This window comes from Streptomyces sp. NPDC026301 (assembly GCF_055567935.1).
The window spans coordinates 301,284-319,494 of sequence record NZ_JBVHPN010000002.1 but is presented as its reverse complement, the minus strand read 5'-3'; the positions used below and the strand labels follow the sequence as shown (position 1 = coordinate 319,494).

15 protein-coding genes are annotated in these 18,211 nt (G+C 66.3%); 6 read left to right on the top strand and 9 right to left on the bottom strand.

Annotation, left to right across the window (positions count from 1 at the left end; translation table 11 throughout):
• The 3 genes from ACZ4MH_RS04550 to panB all read right to left on the bottom strand — a co-directional run bounded on the left by ACZ4MH_RS04550 (nt 1) and on the right by panB (nt 2,917).
• Nucleotides 1–831 (bottom strand): ABC transporter permease, encoded by an 831-nt coding sequence (locus tag ACZ4MH_RS04550; protein WP_351592090.1) that lies wholly within the window; start codon nt 829–831, stop codon nt 1–3.
• Entirely contained in the window at nt 828–1,856 is a 1,029-nt protein-coding gene (locus ACZ4MH_RS04545; RefSeq protein ID WP_351592088.1) for an ATP-binding cassette domain-containing protein, read from the bottom strand. Before ACZ4MH_RS04545 ends, ACZ4MH_RS04550 begins: the two co-directional genes overlap by 4 nt.
• 191 nt (nt 1,857–2,047) lie before the next feature.
• Nucleotides 2,048–2,917, bottom strand: a complete 870-nt coding sequence (gene panB / locus ACZ4MH_RS04540) for a 3-methyl-2-oxobutanoate hydroxymethyltransferase (RefSeq protein ID WP_351592086.1) — start codon at nt 2,915–2,917, stop codon at nt 2,048–2,050.
• A 172-nt stretch (nt 2,918–3,089) separates the two neighbouring features.
• Here panB and ACZ4MH_RS04535 point away from each other — a divergent pair, with 172 nt between their 5' ends.
• The 3 genes from ACZ4MH_RS04535 (at nt 3,090) to ACZ4MH_RS04525 (ending at nt 6,718) form a co-directional block, all read left to right on the top strand.
• On the top strand, nt 3,090–4,736 hold the full coding sequence (locus ACZ4MH_RS04535; protein ID WP_351592084.1) for an MFS transporter: 1,647 nt from the start codon (nt 3,090–3,092) through the stop codon (nt 4,734–4,736).
• A gap of 71 nt (nt 4,737–4,807) precedes the next feature.
• On the top strand, nt 4,808–5,494 hold the full coding sequence (locus ACZ4MH_RS04530) for a TetR/AcrR family transcriptional regulator (protein WP_467754053.1): 687 nt from the start codon (nt 4,808–4,810) through the stop codon (nt 5,492–5,494).
• Nucleotides 5,495–5,797: 303 nt separating this feature from the next.
• Nucleotides 5,798–6,718 carry an endonuclease/exonuclease/phosphatase family protein gene (locus ACZ4MH_RS04525; RefSeq protein ID WP_467754190.1) on the top strand — a complete coding sequence of 307 codons (921 nt, stop codon included), beginning with the start codon at nt 5,798–5,800 and terminating at the stop codon, nt 6,716–6,718.
• Nucleotides 6,719–6,959: 241 nt separating this feature from the next.
• On the opposite strand, the gene ACZ4MH_RS04520 is transcribed toward ACZ4MH_RS04525, so the two are convergent.
• From ACZ4MH_RS04520 to ACZ4MH_RS04505, 4 genes are all read right to left on the bottom strand, one after another.
• Nucleotides 6,960–7,745, bottom strand: coding sequence for a hypothetical protein (locus ACZ4MH_RS04520; protein WP_351593440.1), 786 nt, complete (start codon nt 7,743–7,745; stop codon nt 6,960–6,962).
• A gap of 42 nt (nt 7,746–7,787) precedes the next feature.
• A complete protein-coding gene (locus ACZ4MH_RS04515) occupies nt 7,788–8,327 on the bottom strand; it encodes a hypothetical protein (protein WP_351593443.1) in 540 nt (179 codons plus the stop codon).
• A 1,181-nt stretch (nt 8,328–9,508) separates the two neighbouring features.
• The gene (locus ACZ4MH_RS04510) at nt 9,509–10,873 is read right to left on the bottom strand and encodes a hypothetical protein (RefSeq protein WP_351593446.1); all 1,365 of its coding nucleotides are present in this window, start codon (nt 10,871–10,873) and stop codon (nt 9,509–9,511) included.
• Between the two features lie 1,771 nt (nt 10,874–12,644).
• A complete protein-coding gene (locus ACZ4MH_RS04505) occupies nt 12,645–13,235 on the bottom strand; it encodes a hypothetical protein (RefSeq protein WP_351593449.1) in 591 nt (196 codons plus the stop codon).
• Between the two features lie 560 nt (nt 13,236–13,795).
• On the opposite strand from ACZ4MH_RS04505, the gene ACZ4MH_RS04500 reads away from it, so the two are divergent.
• Both ACZ4MH_RS04500 and ACZ4MH_RS04495 read left to right on the top strand, forming a co-directional pair.
• Nucleotides 13,796–14,290 (top strand): hypothetical protein, encoded by a 495-nt coding sequence (locus ACZ4MH_RS04500; RefSeq protein WP_351593452.1) that lies wholly within the window; start codon nt 13,796–13,798, stop codon nt 14,288–14,290.
• A gap of 215 nt (nt 14,291–14,505) precedes the next feature.
• On the top strand, nt 14,506–14,838 hold the full coding sequence (locus ACZ4MH_RS04495; RefSeq protein ID WP_351593455.1) for a DUF6233 domain-containing protein: 333 nt from the start codon (nt 14,506–14,508) through the stop codon (nt 14,836–14,838).
• A 42-nt stretch (nt 14,839–14,880) separates the two neighbouring features.
• On the opposite strand, the gene ACZ4MH_RS04490 is transcribed toward ACZ4MH_RS04495, so the two are convergent.
• On the bottom strand, nt 14,881–15,330 hold the full coding sequence (locus tag ACZ4MH_RS04490; protein WP_351593458.1) for a DoxX family membrane protein: 450 nt from the start codon (nt 15,328–15,330) through the stop codon (nt 14,881–14,883).
• Nucleotides 15,331–15,740: 410 nt separating this feature from the next.
• Complete coding sequence (locus ACZ4MH_RS04485) at nt 15,741–16,100, bottom strand: hypothetical protein (RefSeq protein WP_351593461.1); 360 nt, start codon at nt 16,098–16,100, stop codon at nt 15,741–15,743.
• A gap of 724 nt (nt 16,101–16,824) precedes the next feature.
• On the opposite strand from ACZ4MH_RS04485, the gene ACZ4MH_RS04480 reads away from it, so the two are divergent.
• Nucleotides 16,825–18,003, top strand: a complete 1,179-nt coding sequence (locus tag ACZ4MH_RS04480) for an amidohydrolase family protein (RefSeq protein ID WP_351593527.1) — start codon at nt 16,825–16,827, stop codon at nt 18,001–18,003.
• Nucleotides 18,004–18,211: the final 208 nt, after the last annotated feature.

Sequence of the window (18,211 nt, the reverse complement as noted above, 5' to 3'; positions counted from 1 at the left end):
TCAGGTCTTCGACCGGAACTTCCGGACCGCCAGCGGCATCGTGACGGCCGTGATGCCTATCGCCCAGGCCAGCGTGATCAGGGTCGGATGGGCCACCGGGCCCTGGCCGCCCAGCAGGCCGCGGGCCGCGTCGGCGAGGTTGGAGAGGGGGTTGACCTTCGTGAACGCCTCCAGCCAGCCGGGCATCGACGTGGGCGGCGTGAAGATCGACGAGCCGAACTGCAGCGGCATCAGCACCAGCATCGCCATGCCCTGTACGGCCTGCGGCGTCTTCACCGTCAGCCCCAGCAGGACGAAGATCCACATCAGTGCCGCGCCGAACACGGTCGACAGCGCGATCGCCCCGACGAACTCCAGCGCCGACCCCTTGATCTGCAGGCCGAGCAGGAAGCCCATGCCCAGCAGGATCGCGGTGGCGATCAGCATCCGGCCGATCTCGACGACGATCTTGGCTATGAGGACCGAGGACCGCGCGATGGGCATCGTGCGGAAGCGGTCCATCACGCCCTTGCGGAAGTCCTCGTTGACGCCCGTGCCGACCGCCATGGCGATGTTCATGCCCATCATGGCCATCATGCCGGGGACCAGATACTGGACGTACTGCTGCTGATTGCCCTTGCCGGCGATGGCGCCGCCGAAGACGTACACGAACAGCAGGATGAAGATGACGGGCATCAGCAGGACGTCGAACATCGACTCCGGGTCCTGCTTGATCTGCAGGGCGTTGCGCCGGACCAGCGCGCCGATGTGGCGGAAATTGGCCCGCAGGCCGATCCGGCCCTCGGCGGCCCCGGGCTTCGCGGCCGGCGCCGTGATCGTTGCGGCGCTCATGCCGCGACCTCCTCGTACTGGGCGGCCGCCGGCTCGGCGGCCGTGTCGGCCTCGGACGTCTTCTGGCCGGTGATGGCCAGGAAGACCTCGTCCAGGCTGGGCAGATGGGTGTTGATGCCGGCGAGCGCGAAGCCGCGCTCGCCGAGGACGTTGACCACCGCGGTCAGCTGCTCGTCGCTGACGATCGGGACGTTCACCACGCCGTCCTCGTGGTCCGCCGTGGCGCCCGCCATGCCGTCCAGGCCGGCCTGCGCGATCACGCCGACCATGCGGTCCAGCTCGCCGCGGACCGCCGGGCGGATCTGCAGCGTGCGCCCGCCGACCTTGGCCTTCAGCTCGTCCACCCGGCCCTCGGCGATCACCCGGCCGCGGTCGACGACGGTCAGCTCGTCGGCCAGCCGCTCGGCCTCTTCCATGTACTGCGTGGTCAGCAGCACCGTCGCGCCCTCGCGGACCATGTGGTTGACCTCGTCCCAGACCTCGTTGCGCGTGCGCGGGTCGAGGCCGGTCGTGGGCTCGTCCAGATACAGCACCGCGGGGCGGCCGATCATCGAGGCGGCCAGGTCGAGGCGGCGGCGCATGCCGCCCGAGTACTTGCCCGCGGGGCGCTTGGCGGCCTCGGTGAGCGAGAACCGCTCCAGCAGCTCGTCCGCGCGCGCCCGGGCGTCCTTGCGGGAGAGGTCGAGCAGCCGCCCGATCATGTAGAGGTTCTCCCGGCCGGAGAGCTTCTCGTCGACGGAGGCGTACTGCCCCGTCAGGCCGATCGTGCGGCGCAGCGCGCGCGGCTGGCGCACGACGTCGTACCCGGCCACGATCGCCGTGCCGGCGTCGGGGACGAGGAGCGTGGACAGGCAGCGCACGAGCGTGGTCTTGCCCGCGCCGTTCGGCCCGAGCACGCCCATGACCGTGCCTTCCCGCACGTCCAGGTCCACTCCGTCGACGGCCTTGACATCGCCGAAGTGCTTGACCAGGCCACGGACTTGGACGGCCGCGCGGCCGTCGGCGGAGTGTGTCTTCTGCGTCATGGATCCACAGTGACAGGCACCACTGACAACGCCCCGACAGAGCACCGACAGCGCAGGTCGGGCGCCGATGGGCCACCGACAGACCGCCGACACGGATCGCCGACGCGGCTCGCCGGCAGGCCGCCGGCGCGGATCGCCGCCGGACATGCGCGAGGCGCTGCCGGACCACCGGCAGCGCCTCGCGGGGATCCTCAGTGGAAGGTGTGCTCCTCCGCCGGGAACGTGCCGCCCACGACCTCCTCGGCGAACGCCTGCGCCGCGCCGCCCAGCGCCTCGCGCAGCTGCGCGTACTGCTTCACGAAGCGCGGCACCCGGCCCTTGGTGAGCCCTGCCATGTCCGTCCAGACCAGGACCTGCGCGTCGCACTCCAGGCCCGCGCCGATGCCGACGGTGGGGATGTGCAGCGAGCGGGTGACCTCGGCGGCCAGCTCGGCCGGTACCGCCTCCAGGACCACGGAGAACGCGCCCGCGTCCTGCACCGCCTTGGCGTCCCGCAGCAGCTGCTGGGCCGCCTCCTCGCCGCGGCCCTGCACGGGGTAGCCGCCGAAGGCGTTGACGGACTGCGGGGTCAGCCCGATGTGGGCCATGACCGGGATGCCGGCGTCGACCAGCAGCTTGATCTGCTCCGCCGAGCGCTCGCCGCCCTCCAGCTTCACCGCGCCCACGCCGGCCTCCTTGACCAGCCGGGTGGCGTTGCGGAGCGCCTGGACGGGGCCTTCCTGGTACGTGCCGAAGGGCAGGTCGGCGACGACGAGGGCGCGCTTCGTGCCGCGTACGACGGCGGCGGACAGCAGCGTCATCTCGTCCATGGTGACCGGGACGGTCGACTCGTACCCCAGGTGGCAGTTGCCCATGGAGTCGCCGACGAGCAGGACGGGGATGCCCGCCTCGTCGAAGACGGACGCGGTCATCGCGTCGTACGCGGTGAGCATGGGCCACTTGTCGCCGCGGGCCTTGGCGGAGGCGATGTCGCGGACGGTGACACGGCGGGATCCCGTGCCGCCGTACAAGGACTTTTCGGTACTTTTCGCAGGACTCTGCGCAGGCGAAAGCTGCGTCATGACGACGGCTCCTTGTTCATCATCTCGAGGCGCCCTGACGGCGTCCCCGGACTCACCACCCATGCTGACACGCCCGCGCGCGGCGACGGAAGAGGGCCGGGCCGTGATGCGTGCTCAGTACAATCAACGATACGGAACGGTGCCGTATCGAAAAGGGCGTACGCTGGTTCGTATGGCACGTTCATCCGATTCTTCGCCCGGTGCGGGCATAGGCGCCGCGCCGGCCGGCGCGCGGCACGTCTCCGAGGCCGTCCACCGCCGCCGGTGGGCGATCCTCGCCGTGCTGATGCTCAGCCTGCTGATCGTCGTGCTGGACAACTCGATCCTGAACGTGGCGATGAAGACGATCGCCACCCCGGCCCCGACCGGCCTCGGCGCCAGTCAGAGCCAGCTGGAGTGGGCGATCAACTCCTACACGCTGGTCTTCGCGGGCCTGCTGTTCACCGCCGGTCTGCTCGGCGACCGGCTGGGCCGCAAGAAGGTCCTGTTGACCGGCCTGGTGGTCTTCGGCCTCGGTTCCGTACTGGCCGCGATCTCCGGCTCGCCCGGCCAGCTCATCGCCTTCCGCGCCGTGATGGGCCTGGGCGGCGCGCTGGTCATGCCGGCCACCCTCGCCATCCTCATGAACGTCTTCGAGCGCGACGAGCAGCCGAAGGCCATCGGCATCTGGGCCGGCGGCGTCGGCCTGGCCATCGCGATCGGCCCGATCGCCGGCGGGCTGCTCCTGGCCCACTTCTGGTGGGGCTCGGTCTTCCTGGTCAACGTGCCGATCGTGCTGATCGCGCTGGCCGCGATGGTGCTCCTGGTACCGGACAGCAGGGATCCCCGGCCCGGCAGGCTGGACCCGGTGGGCGTGCTGCTGTCCGTCGTCGGCCTCGTGCTCCTGGTGTACGGCATCATCAAGGGCGGCCAGCTCGCCGACTTCACCGACCCGCAGGTGCTCGGTACGGTCCTCGCCGGGCTGCTCGTACTGGCCGGCTTCGTCCTGTACGAGAAGCGCATCGATCATCCCTCGATCGACATCAGTTACTTCCGCAAGCCCGCCTTCTCCGCCGCCGTCGCCGCGATCGCGCTGGTCTTCTTCGCGCTGATGGGCGTCACGTTCTTCATGGTGTTCTACATCCAGAGCGTGCGCGGCTACACCCCGCTCCAGGCCGGCCTGCTGATCCTGCCGCTGGCCGCCGCCCAGATGATCTTCGCGCCGCGGGCCCGGCACGTCGTCGACCGCTTCGGAGCGAAGGCCGTCTGCACGGTCGGCATGCTGCTGGTCGCCGTCACGATGTCCGGCTTCCTCCTCATGGACACCGACACCCCGATCTTCGTGCTGGAGGTGCTCTTCTTCCTCCAGGGCACGGGCATGGCGCACATCATGCCGCCGGTCACGGTCTCGATCATGCAGTCCCTGCCGCGCGAGAAGGCCGGCTCCGGCTCGGCGCTGAACAACACGTTCCGGCAGGTCGGCGGCACGCTCGGGGTCGCCGTGCTGGGCTCGCTGCTGTCCGCGAGCTACCGCGACGGCATCCAGGGCACGCTGGACTCCGTACCGGGCCTGCCGGCGGGCGCGCGGCACGCGGCGGGCGAGTCCATCGAGGCCACGCTCGGCGTCGCGGAGAAGCTGGGGCCCGCGGGCCGGCAGCTGGCCGCCGCCGCCAACGACGCGTTCGTGCACGCCATGCACGTCACCGCGCTCGGCTCCGCCACGGTCGCCGTCGTCGGCGCGCTGGTCGTCGGGTTCTTCCTGCCCGGGAAGGCGGCCGACCGGGCTGCCGGCCAGGGCCGGGAGACGTCGCGAGAGACTTCTCCCGCGGGGAAGCCGTAGCGGCCGACGGCACTCCTGACGGCACTCCTGACGGCACTCCTGGCAGTACGGAACGAGAGGCGGGCCGGCGCGTGACCAGCGGAAAACGGAACGGGACGGCGGCCGGCGGGGGCGAGCCCCCCTGTGCAGCGGCGGCCACCCGCAGGCCCGGGCGGCCGCGCAACGAAGCGCTGGAGTCCACGATCATCGAGAGCGTGCTGGACCTGCTGGAGCGCGACGTCCCGCTCGCCGACCTGTCGATGGAGCGCATCGCCAAGGAGGCGGGCGTGGGCAAGGCCACGGTGTACCGGCGCTGGTCCGGCAAGGCCGGGCTGATGCTCGACGTGATGCGCTCGCTGGAGGAGGAGAATCCCGAGCTGCCCGGGGAGTCGGTCCGCGACGACCTGGTACTGCTGCTGGAGTTCCTGCGCCGGCGCGGCCTGGCCAAGCGCAACTCCGCCCTGCTGCGGACGGTGATCACCCAGGTCAAGGCGCAGCCCGAGCTCTGGCGCGAGTACCACGACACGGTCGTGCGGGCGCGCCGCGACGCGCTGCTGGCCGTCCTGCGGCGCGGCATCGCGGGCGGCGAGATACGCGCCGACTGCGACGTCGACGTCCTGGCCGACCTCTTCGTGGCGCCGATGCTCTCCCGGGCGCTGCTGCACGAGTGGCAGGAACTGCCCGAGGGCCTCGCCGAGCAGATCGTCGACACGGTCCTGGACGGCGTCCGGCCGCGTACACCCGACGTTGCGGGCCGTTCGGGGTGGCGGGCAGAATGATCTTCCCGCCGCCCGAATCCGACCGCTCGATGAGCGGTTCATGCCCGTTCTGTCACAGCACCTGTCGGCGCGGGCGCCGGCGGAACCCTGGCCATCCGCGCTTCGTCCCCTGAGGGGACAGCACAGGCTGAGCATCGCCTATGGTCAAGGCCCTAGGGTCGGGGGCCAGGCGGGGCGCACGAGCACGGCAGTGAGGGCATCGGGATGACGCAGGCGTACATGTCGGAGGCGGGGCGGGGCGCGGGCCCCGACGGGACCGGCCGCCGGACGGGCCGCCTGACCGGGTGGTGGCAGCGCGAGGGCATGTGGCGGCGCGGCCTCCTGCTCGCCGTACTGGCCGTGGCGCTGGGCCTGCTGATGGTGCTGCACGCCGACGTGCCGAACTCCATCGGCAATCTCGGCAGCCTGCTGGAGACGTTCCTGCCGTGGGTGGGCCTCGGCATCCCGCTGCTGCTCGTCGCCGCGCTGCTGCGCCGCTCGGCGACCGCGCTGATCGCGCTCGTGCTGCCGGCGGTCGTCTGGGCCAACCTCTTCGGCGGCCAGCTCACCGACAAGTCCGGCGCCACCGGCAATCTGACGGTCGCCACGCACAACGTCGACGCGGCCAATCCCGACCCGGCCGGCACCGCCCGGAAGGTCGCGGCCTCCGGGGCCGACGTGATCGCGCTGGAGGAGCTGACCGCCAAGGCGCTGCCCGCGTACCGCGCGGCGCTGGCGAAGCAGTATCCGTACCGCACGATCGAGGGCACGGTCGGCGTGTGGAGCAAGTACCCCCTCTCCGACGCCCGCCCGGTGGACATCAAGATGGGCTGGACGCGGGCGCTGCGCGCCACGGTGACCGCCCCCGACGGGCAGCGGGTCGCGGTCTACGCGGCGCACCTGCCCTCGGTACGGGTGAAGGTCAAGGCCGGGTTCACCGCGAACCAGCGGGACAACAGCGCCGAGGCGCTGGGCGAGGCCATCGCGGACGAGCCGCTGTCCAAGGTCGTGCTGCTGGGCGATCTGAACGGCACGATGAACGACCGGTCGCTGGCGCCGGTCACCTCGCAGCTGCGGTCGGCGCAGGGCGCGGCCGGTGACGGGTTCGGCTTCAGCTGGCCGGCCGCGTTCCCGATGGCCCGGATCGACCAGATCATGGTCAAGGGCGTGGACCCGACCACCGCGTGGACGCTGTCGTCCACCGGCAGCGACCATCTCCCACTGGCGGCGTCCTTCAAGGTCTGAGCGAGGAGGACGCAGGGGCCGTACGGCGGCGGGGGGGGGGGGGGGGGGGGGGGGGGGGAACACCCCCCCCCCCCCCCCCTCCCCTCCCCCCCCCCCCCCCCCTCCCCCCCCCCCCCCCCCCCCCCCCCCCTCCCACCCCCCCCCCCCCCCCCCCCCCCACCCCCCCTCCCCCCCCCCCCCCCCCCCCGCCGAGATGTACAGAGTCGCCGACTCGACCGGCTGACCACCGACGCGAACCTGGTCAGTTCGCGCGGGCGACCGAGACAGTCACGATGACAGGTACTGCGTGCCCTGTTACCCGAAGAGCCTCCCCGGCTACTTCGCTCAGCCACACCGCGACGTCCGGTGTCCACTCACGCGTGCGGAACAAGAACTGCCCCACGGGTTGAGCTCCTTCGATGGGCGACCGGCCCGTTGCTTGTGCCGCAAGATGCGACGTACTGATCTTGCTGCGCGCCTCAACTGTGGCCACGTCACCCAGGTGTTCCGTCATGGCGCTCTGAACCCGAGTTTTCCACTCTCCAGCGGCCCACGCCGCCGAAGGAGCGGCCGATAGCGTCAGGTAGCTGTCCACGCGCTCGGCGGGCGACGCGAGCCCGAACCATTCCCGCATGTCATCGAGGTCACCAGAGGCATCACCTGCGGCAACCTGCAATGGGAGGTAGGTGCGGAGAGCCGTGAAGTCCACCGTGCCCACCCGAGTGAGGGCATCGAAGACAGTCCGGGCCATTGGGAGCACCGGAAGACGGGGATAGAGTCCGTCCTCCGGGATATCCGCCTGGACCCAGGCCAACTCCCTGATCTCCGGGGCTCCCGACCAGTCACCGCCCGTGTCACAGTCGAGCCAACGGTCGGGCAGGTGAAAGAACTTCTTCCCGTTCCGAGTCCGCCAGCCGTAGGGCGCGTGCCAGCCGTAGGCCTCCGCGCGCTGCATGGAAAGTTCCATGGTTGATTCGCGGAGCTGTTCCTCACCGATATTTTCGAGCCAGTGGTGCCGGTTGAGGATTCCGTGCACTTCCACTGTCATCCCGCTATGCATATTTACCCCCAACCGGCCAGCCAACTGAAATCAGACGCCGCAGCGGACCTTCACGGGCTTGGTGTACGCCTTCTCCGGCGAGTCGTTCACGCCGATGATATCCACGTCGATCACAGTCCGCCATTGCCGACTCTGCTTGTTGCTGCACTTCTTGCGGGCAGTTGTGCGCGGCTTGCTGCTGCGCTTATTGGCAGACTTGACGTTGGAAGACTTCTTGCTTACCGAGTGCCACTTGTTACCGCTCTTTGCCTTTACCTGGAGCCAAACGGTCACTTTCGCCTTCGTGCCCGGGCCGTTTATCTTCCGCCACCAGCCGTGAGCCGAAGCGACTCGGCCTTCCTTCTTGTTGCTGGAGATGTGAACCCGGTCGCCATCAGTGATGAAGACACCGGCTTCGGCAGCTGCCCTGAGGTTTCCTTTTGCCCCCTCGGAAGCGCTCCGCCCGAAGACATCAGAAGTGGCAGTGGATTCGACACCTGATCCGCTGCTGTCCGCGGATGCCGGTATGGCTGCCCCAACGGACAGCAGAAGAGCTACGGCAATGGTCGTTCCGGCTCTACGTATACCCATGAATCCCCCGATTCTTGGTTGCGCATGACTTCCGACCAAGATCCAAGCGGAGTCCACGGGATCTGGCAAGCGTTTAATCCACTGCAGCGGCGAATGTGACACTGCTCATCGCGTGGAACCATTCGGGCGAGCAAGCCGTCTCACAAAAACGCCTTCTCGCAAACCACAGCTCCACACCCCCGGCGATCACAGCAAGCGAAGACCACTTCCCGCAAACGCTAACCGCGTTACCCATGGACGCCCCCGCGCAAAGAGAAGTCACACGGAATACATTATTCCGTTTCCGTACCCTGTTTCTTGGCATCGGCCTACTTATAGGCGACTGCGGCGCGCCGCCACCTGGCTCGCACTTCCATGATGTCGGCCTGGGCGGCGAGCACGGTGATGGCGAGTTCTCCCATGGCCTTGCCGGCACGGACGGGTCCTTCGTCTCACATAGCGTCGCGACAGCGTGTTTACCAGCGGCGATGGCCTCATCAAACCGCTGCACGAAGTACGTTGCCGAGACCGATCCAAGCGGCGGCTTGGCCGCACCCACTTGTCGCGGGCGGGGTATAGGCGAGCCCAGGTGGTGAGACAGGCTCAACGCGAAAGGGGTGCCCGGTTGCTTCGGGCACCCCTTCTGGCCTGCAGTTATGTGGCCTGTGGCGGAGGCTGTGGGATTTGAACCCACGGTGGCGTTGCCGCCACGACAGTTTTCAAGAGAAGGCTGCTTCGAGCGCAGTCATGGGCCCTGACCTGCTGAATTACTTGCTCGGCCTTGAAGGACCCGTGGTGTGGTCCACAGATGGTCCACGCGCGCGAGGAGACTTCATCGTTCCCGGCGACGCCCCGGCCCAGTACGCGGAGAAGCACAGCGGTAACCACGTTGAGGCCCGCCCCACGCTGCACTCCAACGGGAACTTCCGAATGAGCGCCGGAAGAGTCGAAGACAAGGCCAGGTAGTGGGTGGCGAGGTGCGGGCATACTCCACGCGGCCGGTGGTCCCGATCTCCCGGGCCAGGAAGCCCTTAGCTTGGCAATCACTGATCGTTTGCGGTCGATGTGCTCGCTGACCCAGTAAGAAGAATGCCTAACACCCCGCCGGCGACCGTCGCCCAGAAACCGCCGTTGGCCGCTGGTCCCTGCCCCGCCTGGTGCGCTTTCCCTGTCGCGGGCTAGGACTGCTCGACGGCAAGTTGCTACTGATCAAGAGAGTCACAGGGATCGACAGCCGTGCGGCAAGCGCGCCGAACCTCAGCGAGGTTCCAAGCGCCCATTGGATTAGCGTCCCAGTCGACACCTAGGCGCATTACGGGTTCCTCAGGATTCGACTGACCGCAAAGCACTAGATGTTTTTCCATGGCTTCTAGGCCAATCAAGCCAGCGTTCAACCCCTTGACGATTTCCTTCCGAGCCCCTTCCAGGTCTCCCTTTGCGTGCAGTTCCATAATCTCTTCATGGATTGCCTTACGCTCTCCATGGGGACCCTCGTCAATAAGATTTTGCAGGCGAACGGTTGCGGCTGCCATTTCTTCGGTGCGTTCCTTAAGGCTGCGCACAATAAGATCAAGCCGAGGCTTCATGTTTTGGAGCTCTTCGTTGACTATTCTCGCCGCCTCATCCTCAGATACTTGAAGGCGCTTGACAGCCTCTCTAACCGATTTATCGTATGGAGATCCAGCCCCCCCAGACTCGAACGCTATAAAGTACAGCCCAGGCAGCCTAGGGCTCAGTACCTTACCTTCAAGAGTTCGGTAGGCTTCCGCATTTCCATCGAAGTCGTAGCTTTCGCGCAATTTCGCAAGAGGTCTATAGTTACCCTTGTCGAATTCACCAATGCATAGCTCTTCAGCTGCCGCTGTCTTGCCTTCTGCGTAGAGGTAGTGCGCAAGGTGCTCGGCGCCATCTGGGTCACCATGAGAAAACTGGATTTGCGCGACCTCCAGCGCTCCGCACGTATCGCCTACGTACTCCAATATTTCAGCGAGCTGATGACCGGAGTGATAATCCCCGAGTTCCATTCCTCGCAGGTAGAGTTGTGCCGCGTAAAAGGTTCGCCCAGCGTCTTCTAGTGAAGAGGCGATAGCGCGGAGTTGCTCAGCCTTTCGAATGTTTCTGAGCAATATAGGGCAGAATTCGACTGAAGGGAAGATCGTGCCGCGCTTTGCTCGGCCCGCCTGCTCTATGTAGTCGGAAAGTCGGTATGAGGCCGCCCGCTTGGACTCCCCCGGACGGCTTCGTACTCGGCTGAGGGGACCACCTACGCCCTTGCACGGGGCAAGGGTATATTCAAGCGATTCGTGAAACCAGTTCTCATCCAGCGCATTAAGTACCTCGGGATCGAGGGCCGCAGAGGCCAGTTGAGCCAGCAAGGGCTCTGGGATAGTTGGCGTATGACCGAATCGGCGCAAATCAATAGCGGCATCAATAATTTCCCTAGCTTCTTCGGGGGCGTTCCGATAGCGCTCCATTTGAGCAGGTGCACCTGCGAGGAATTGCGTGATGCGTGCCTGCTTCCCCTCGCTGTAGTGATACGCCTGCGCTAGGCGGGGGTCGACTTTCATGAGTTCTTTCAACTTCTCCAATGAATCTTCTGAGAAGCTGCTTGGAACTGCAATATCTGATGCGGCAAGGAGAGCCCGCGCTTGTGAATGTGTGTCTTCGCCTCCCCTATATGGGTATCGTGTTAGCTTATCCCAGTATCTTGGCCATATTGTTCCAAGGATTAGTACAGGACTGGACCCTGGGTCCCTGAGGATCTCGCGCAGGCCAGCAGCCGCCTTCTCCCCAAGGGTGCTTGCGGGTGTGTCCAGGTAGAGCTGTGTTTCGTTAAGCCAGAGAACTGTTCTTGGTGGGATGCCCTTGCGGAGAGAGTCGAGTAGTGACTCTGCATGACCAGGGTTGATCGGATGCCACAGACTCCATGAGTCGGGCAACTTCTGAACGGCTTCCCAACATGCTCTGGTTTTCCCTGTAGCCGACTCTCCGATCAGCATTGCGAGCGCGCTCTGACCGTCGACTGCATGGGCCACAATATCGTCGAGTTCATCATCGTGGCGTCGTCTGACATAAGCCGGAAGGTGAGGCAGCTCTGGTTGGCCAGTTCCGACATCAATGGAACGGTGAACTTCAAGGAGGAATGGGTCGGTCCAGTGCTTTATTTTCTGACCTAGGGTTACTAATGATCCCTTATTATTGACCCTGGCGGCCGCCTCCCAGAGGTCATTCCAGAAGGCGCGACGCAGCTGTTCATTCGCCCAAGAGCTGTAGGTCGCTACCAATTTCCAGAGGTCATCAGAATTCTTGGGAATCCTCGGACTCGTTTTGCTGAACCAGCCGCTTACTGTTTGCTTTGAAAGCCCTGAAAGCTGAACGGCCGCATTCCGAGTCCATGCTCGCCCTTGCCCCTTACGGACGGACTGAGCCCGTCGCTCAAGTGACCTGAGTTCCTCTTGCAGCGTTTGAGCTGGGCTGTCTCCAGTCACATGCACCCCCGGCCTCGTTTGGTACTCAGTCCTGGCAGGTCCGACATGGACCTCTCGGACAACGACCCTGACCACCAGCCTAGTTGTCAGCCCCAGCTGAGTAGTCCCTGTTCTCTTCAAGCTCCGGCAGCGCGGTGGAACGGTCAGGCCCACAGCGCTGCGTGACCGCGTGGTGCTGAGAGGCGGGTTCAGCCTGAGGAGGAATCGTTGTCCAAGAAGGTTTCGTCGGCGGGAGTGGTCTGGCGCTCTCGCACGGTTTGGTGGAACAAGCCGAAGCGTCAGCGAGCTGCCCGCTGGGCAGTGGCGGTGGGCATGTTTACTGCCGCCTACTACGTCCCTGAGTTGGCTTCGCCAATGGCTCTGGCGACGGCTGTCGTTCTTGAGAGGCGCACACAGTAACGAGGTCGATGGAGCAGCTTTGGGGTGAGGCTGCTTGGGGGCGAGTGATCACGGCCCCGCAAGCTTGCGGCGCGTCGGGCAGTCTGTGGACCTGCCCGGTAAAGCACGACGTTGGGGGCCGTGATCGTAGAGGCTCGCCCCAAAGTGGCTGTCTAAAGCCGTGGAGTCGACCGCCCCTGCCACGACGTAGCCCAGCTCTGGCGTCAGGTGGATGCATGCTGTGCGTGCGGTACGGGCGCTGGCTGGTCTGGAGCGGGGCGTAGACAGGAGCGCAGGCCGGGCCGGGGGCCGGGCGGCGCGCGATGAGCGGAGCGAGCCGCCTTGAACTCGCAAAAGAAGGTAGTTACTCAGCCTGGCTATTGCACTGACGGCCGGTATCGGGGGCGTCGAGACGAGTCGGCAGCTTTGTGGCGGACTGTCTCGGTTGGGTGGGCTGGCGAGCTGAGAGGGCTCATGCCCTGTTGTCGTCTTCGGAGCGCGCCGGGGGAAGTAGAAGGTCCCGCTCAGGATGCTTCTCGCCAGTCGCGTTGCCCTGGACGCCGAGGTCTGTGCGGGCTGCTTCGTGGAAGTTGTTGATCGCGCGGAACACGGAGCGGTGTCGGCTGCGCCACTCCTCCAAGGTTCCCTCGGTCTTGCCCGTCGCCTGCCAGTCGATCTCCTGGGCGATGGCGTTGAGCTCGTGGGCCGCCTCTATGACGTCGTCGCCTCCGAGGAGCATGATCCGCTCGAAGGAGCGTCCTCTCAGACGGCTCGCTTCCAGATGCTCCACGAGCATCTCTTCCTGCGTCTTGTCCGCTGCGCGGATGCCCTCTCGGTCCTCGTAGAGCTGGACGGCCAGGAAGATGACCGCCCTCATCCGGTCGATGTAGCCCTCGTACGCGGTGAGCTTCCTGTCGTCCCACCTCGTCAGCAGCTCGTACCTGGTGCGGTTCCGCTCGGACAGGTAGCTCCCGACGTACGACGTCAGCGCACCGAGCAGTACAGCGGCGATCGTTACTAGCTGCTCGCCGGCTCCCACGGCGCCCCCCGACCCAGCACTCATGCTTCAGACCCAACACTCATCTTGATGTGTTGAGGATCTTAGGCATGATCGCGACAACGCGGTTCGTTGATGGCTGGAAAGGGATGTCGAGTGGCTTGGGTGAGGTGTATCGGCCAGAGACGTCCCGCATCGCGAATCAGGGAGCAGCGGCACGGCGGGCGTACAGGGGGCCGCTGCCCCGCGTCATCGAACCTTGATCATTGCCGGCGTGCCGTGGTGATCATTAGGTTTGTGCCACCGAAGTTGGAGTGGCATGACGTGCTGGGGCGTCAGGGGTGACAGTGGGGGAGCTCGCGGCAGCGTGCGCCGTACGCAAATCCGGGCGCTGTGGCGTTTGACCGGAGGTTCTTCGAAGGCGGCGGACAAGTTCGGCGGTCTCTCGCCTCTTGCTGGGTGTCCGTTTGGAGCTGGTGGCGCCCGTGCGGCCGTTCCGCTGGGAATCTACGGGGCCCACGCAGCTGAGCTGAGCGATGACCTATGACCAACCCGGCGCTCGAGGGCTCACCGAGGCCATGGCCATGCACCGACCGCACGCGCAAGACCACCGAGAGGACCCGCTGATGAACCGTTCCGAGGCGAGCCGGAAGAAGAACGCCAAGCAGGTCGCTGCGGTCATAGCCCTCGTCGGATTCCTTGCGGTATCGCTGTGGCTCGGTGACGAGCTGTGGGATCTGGCCGTGTACTGGCCGGCTACCGGCATCGGATTCGGCGTCACCGTCGGCGTGCTGCTGCCGATCACGTTCACGGCCGCCAAGCGCTCCTTTCGCCGGGTCAACTCGGCCGAGGGTGAGCGTTCGCCTCGATGGGCCGTGGCCGGTATCGCGTGGGCGGCCGTGGCCGTGGTGAGCGGGATGGCCGTCTCCCGCGCGATCCCCGGAAGGAGGACCTCCTCGAAGCCCTGCACCAGCGAGTGGGCACCATGCTGGGTGAACCACCTCTATCCGGGCGCCTTCCTCGTGGTACTCGGCAGCTTGGCCGCGACGGCGACCATCATGACCTGGGGGCCGAGCTGGATGCCCAAGCTGCGCGGCCAGTCCCGCCGGTTCCGCCGATAACCGCCGAGGCCGGCGGAGTGGGGACGGGATGTGTCCGGAACCACCAGGAGATCGCACGGTCTTCCATGTGAATCTTGAGATCCCTGACAGTGTCGGCTCTGAGACCGCCAACGAGCTACCGCTCAAACTTCAGGGTCACGCGCTCAAGGCTCGATGGCGCAGGACAGCCGCCCCTCGCCATGATCGGCGCACTCAGCCCGTCTAAAATCGAACTTATGAACGACCGACTGCCGTCTCGCCTGGAGCTGCTGCGCTTCCTGCAGCGGGTCCAGCTGCAGCAGCTCGATCAGACGCGGCGGTGGATCGAGCAGGAAGAGGAACGGCAGACGGTGCAACCGCAGCACGAGGTGCCGCCACCGCCCGAGTGGAAGCTTGAGCGTGAGCGTCTTGGTGGCCGCGACGCTGCGCCCGTGTACGTACACCTCGGTGACTGCGGGATGGGGAAGGGGGCCGGCCTCTCTAGGGAGCAGGCCCTTCATGCCCTCGCGCAGGGAATCGGCGCTTGCCCGTACTGCCGGCCGGACACCGCGCTCGGGGTCATCGACTGACCGGCGCGGCCACGCCGAGCCCGTCGCGCTACATGACTCGCGTTACATGAAGAGCCTGAATGCCTTGTCCACTGACCAGACCTGCCAGCTCATGGAGAACAGGGCGACCAGCGAAATCAGCGCCATCATCAAGTTCTGTCCCTGCTCAGCCCAGTCGTGGATCATGAGCACGAGGTAGATGAGGTTCAGGACGAAGCCGGCAGCGAGCGCGATGGGCGTGAGGAAGCCGAGGATGAGGCCGAGCCCGAGGGCGAGCTCGGCGTAGGCGACGACGTACGCCATCACCCGCGGATACGGCTTGACCAGGCGATCGAAGCTGCTGCGCACGAAGGGCCAGCGGTGCTTCGCGGCGATGCCCGCCGCCCATGTCACACCGCCGCCCTTGAACCATTCCTTCTTGTCCTTGTGTCGCCAGCTCTCCAGCCACCACAACCCGAGCCCGATGCGTAGCACGGCGAGCCACTCGGCACCGCTGAACCAGATCGTCTGCACTGTGCGCACCTCCCGCGTCGTCAGCCAGGCGCATGACCTGACGGGGCGTCAGTTCAGCGCATCGCTGTTGGGGGCGCAAGGGGTTGGCTGTCGGCGCATGTGGGTGCTGCGGTACGCGAAAGTCCGGCTCGCCCGAGGTGTGTTCACGGCGAGCCGGACTTTCGCGCGGAGCTCGGGTCCATCCCGCGAGGTAGATGGCCCACCGTCAGCCGCGCACGGCCTCTGTGAGCCTGCCGTGCAGTGCTACGTGATCGGCTTCAAGTAGGGCGCGGGCCCAACTTGCTCGGACCTTCTTCAGGAGCCTCGGGGTGGGGTGCGGTGAGGTGTGCGGTCGCCCGCTCTCCCGTCCGCGCGGGAACTCGTCCACAGCAAGGCAGATCCTCACCCAGGTCGGCACTCCGCAGCTCGGATCATCCGAATGCATCCGTCGGCAGCGACGGACCATCGCCGTCCTCTCCCTCCCCATCGCTCTTGCCGTCCGGTGCCGATGCCTGGAGGCGCTCACCACGGCTCTCCGCGATCCGCAGCGTGTCGGCAAGGGACTCGACCAGGCGGTTGGCGAGGTAGCGGACCTCTTCGAGGGTCACCTTGGGGGCGCTGAGGACCTGCTCAGCGTGCTCGATGAGCCCGGCACCCATGCCGAGCTGTATCGCTTCCATGTTGTCGGCCAGCTGCCACAGGTACCCATTGCTGTTGTCCGTGCTGAGGTAACAGGGCTTGCCGTCCGCTCGGGACCACGGCAGCAGCCGGACCACGTGGGTCTGATTCATGCGGTCACCTCCGCGACGTACTGGCCTTTCCACCACGCGTCGAGTGAGGACGCGGCGAGCCGACGACGTTCTTCCTGCTGTCGTTCGTGAGCGAGTAGGTACGGACGGACGAGAGGGAGGTCCCAGGTCAGCTCTGCTTGCTGGTGAACCTGGTGTACCTCGCCGCTGATGTGTTGAGGTCGGGGGTGGTGGGTGCGGTAAGGGCTCGCCCCCGGGCATGCGGCCGCGGTTCGGTGCCTACCGGGCGCCGGCAGTAACCGGCGCAGGACCGCAACGAAGAATCCGGCGATACGGTGTGGCATGACGACCTGCTCTCAGGTTGGCCATGCCCCCGGACCGGTCACGCGGTCGCGGGGGCTGTGTGTTTGTCGGCATGTGGAGTGCCCGTTCGGATCAGCGCAGGGCCTGGAGCGCAGGCTCGGGTGCGCGTCGGCGCAGGAGGGCACAGCGATGCCACCACCAGGTGTGATCACCTGGCGTAAATCTAGTTAACTAGCTTAGAGTGCGAGGAGGTGGCGCGCTACACAATCGGTCGAAGGCTTGGCGTCCGCGCCGGGGTCGTCGCCTTGCTTGTCGGTGAAGGTCGACGAAGGGGGCCCGCTCGCCTCTTGTTGCTTGCAGGGGTCGTCTATACCCTCCACCTGACGGGCCGTCAGATCGGTGACCGATTGACCCTCGGGAGGGCTCTGTGACTGGCCAGGCGAACGACACTGCCGACGTACCGATGATCATCAGCGTGGACGACCACGTGATTGAGCCCGCCCACCTCTTCCAGACCTGGTTGCCGGCGAAGTACCGGGACCGCGGACCGAAGCCCATGACCGCCGGAATCGGGGGGCTGGAGCGGGTCGCGAGCAAGTACCGGTTCACGACGGACCCGGACGGCCCGCTGGCGGACTGGTGGGAGTACGAGGGGAACCTGTTCCCGTACAAGCGGATCATTGCCGCGGTGGGCTTCTCACGGGACGAGATGACCTTGGAAGGCATCACCCGTGAACAGATGCGCAAGGGCTGCTGGGACCCGAAGGCCCGGATCGAGGACATGGAGATGAACCATGTCGAGGCCTCCTTGTGCTTCCCCACCTTTCCGCGCTTCTGCGGCCAGACGTTCGCCGAGGCCAGCGATCTCGAAGTGGGGCTGGCCTGCGTCCGTGCGTACAACGACTGGATGGTGGAGGAGTGGTGCGGTGACAGCGGTGGCCGGCTGATCCCCCTGTGCCTCATCCCGCTCTGGGACGTCGACCTCGCGGTCCAGGAGATCCGCCGGAACGCCGCGAGGGGCGTGCGGGCCGTGACCTTCAGCGAGATCCCTACGTACCTCGGGCTACCGAGCATCCACTCCGGTTACTGGGATCCGTTCTTCGCCGCTTGCGAGGAGACGGGCACGGCGGTGTGCATGCACATCGGCTCGTCGTCGCAGATGCCTGCCGCTTCGCCGGACGCGCCGCCGGCGGTGGAGGCGTCGCTCAGCTTCAACAACGCGATGGCCTCGATGATGGACTTCCTGTTCAGCGGGGTCCTGGTGAAGTTCCCGAGGCTCAAGCTCGCTTACGCCGAGGGGCAGATGGGCTGGGTGCCGTACGCCCTGGAGCGCGCGGACGACGTATGGCAGGAGCACCGGGCCTGGGGCGGTGTACGGGACCTGATCCCCGAGCCTCCGTCGACGTACTACTACCGCCAGATCTTCTGCTGCTTCTTCCGCGACAAGCACGGCGTCGCCTCGCTGGAGTCCGTCGGCGTGGACAACGCGACCTTCGAGACCGACTACCCGCACGTGGACTCGACCTGGCCGCACACCAAGCAGGTCGCTGCCGACCACGTCGCCGGCCTGCCGCCGGATGTGACGTACAAGCTGCTTCGCGGCAATGCGATCAGGATGCTGGATCTCGACTTCGACAAGTAGCGGCCCGGGAGACAGTGGAAGGCGGTCGTACCGGCCTCTTGGATCGGTGCGACCGCCTGCAGGTTCTGGCCGCCCCGCTCAGTTTGTGCTTGATCTTCGGGTGTTACGCAGAAGGACTGGCGCCATACCGACACTGTCCGGCGGGGCGGCCCTTTCACTCGTCCCGGGACCGGAACCTGAAGAGCGCTTCAGCGCCCTTCAGGCTGTG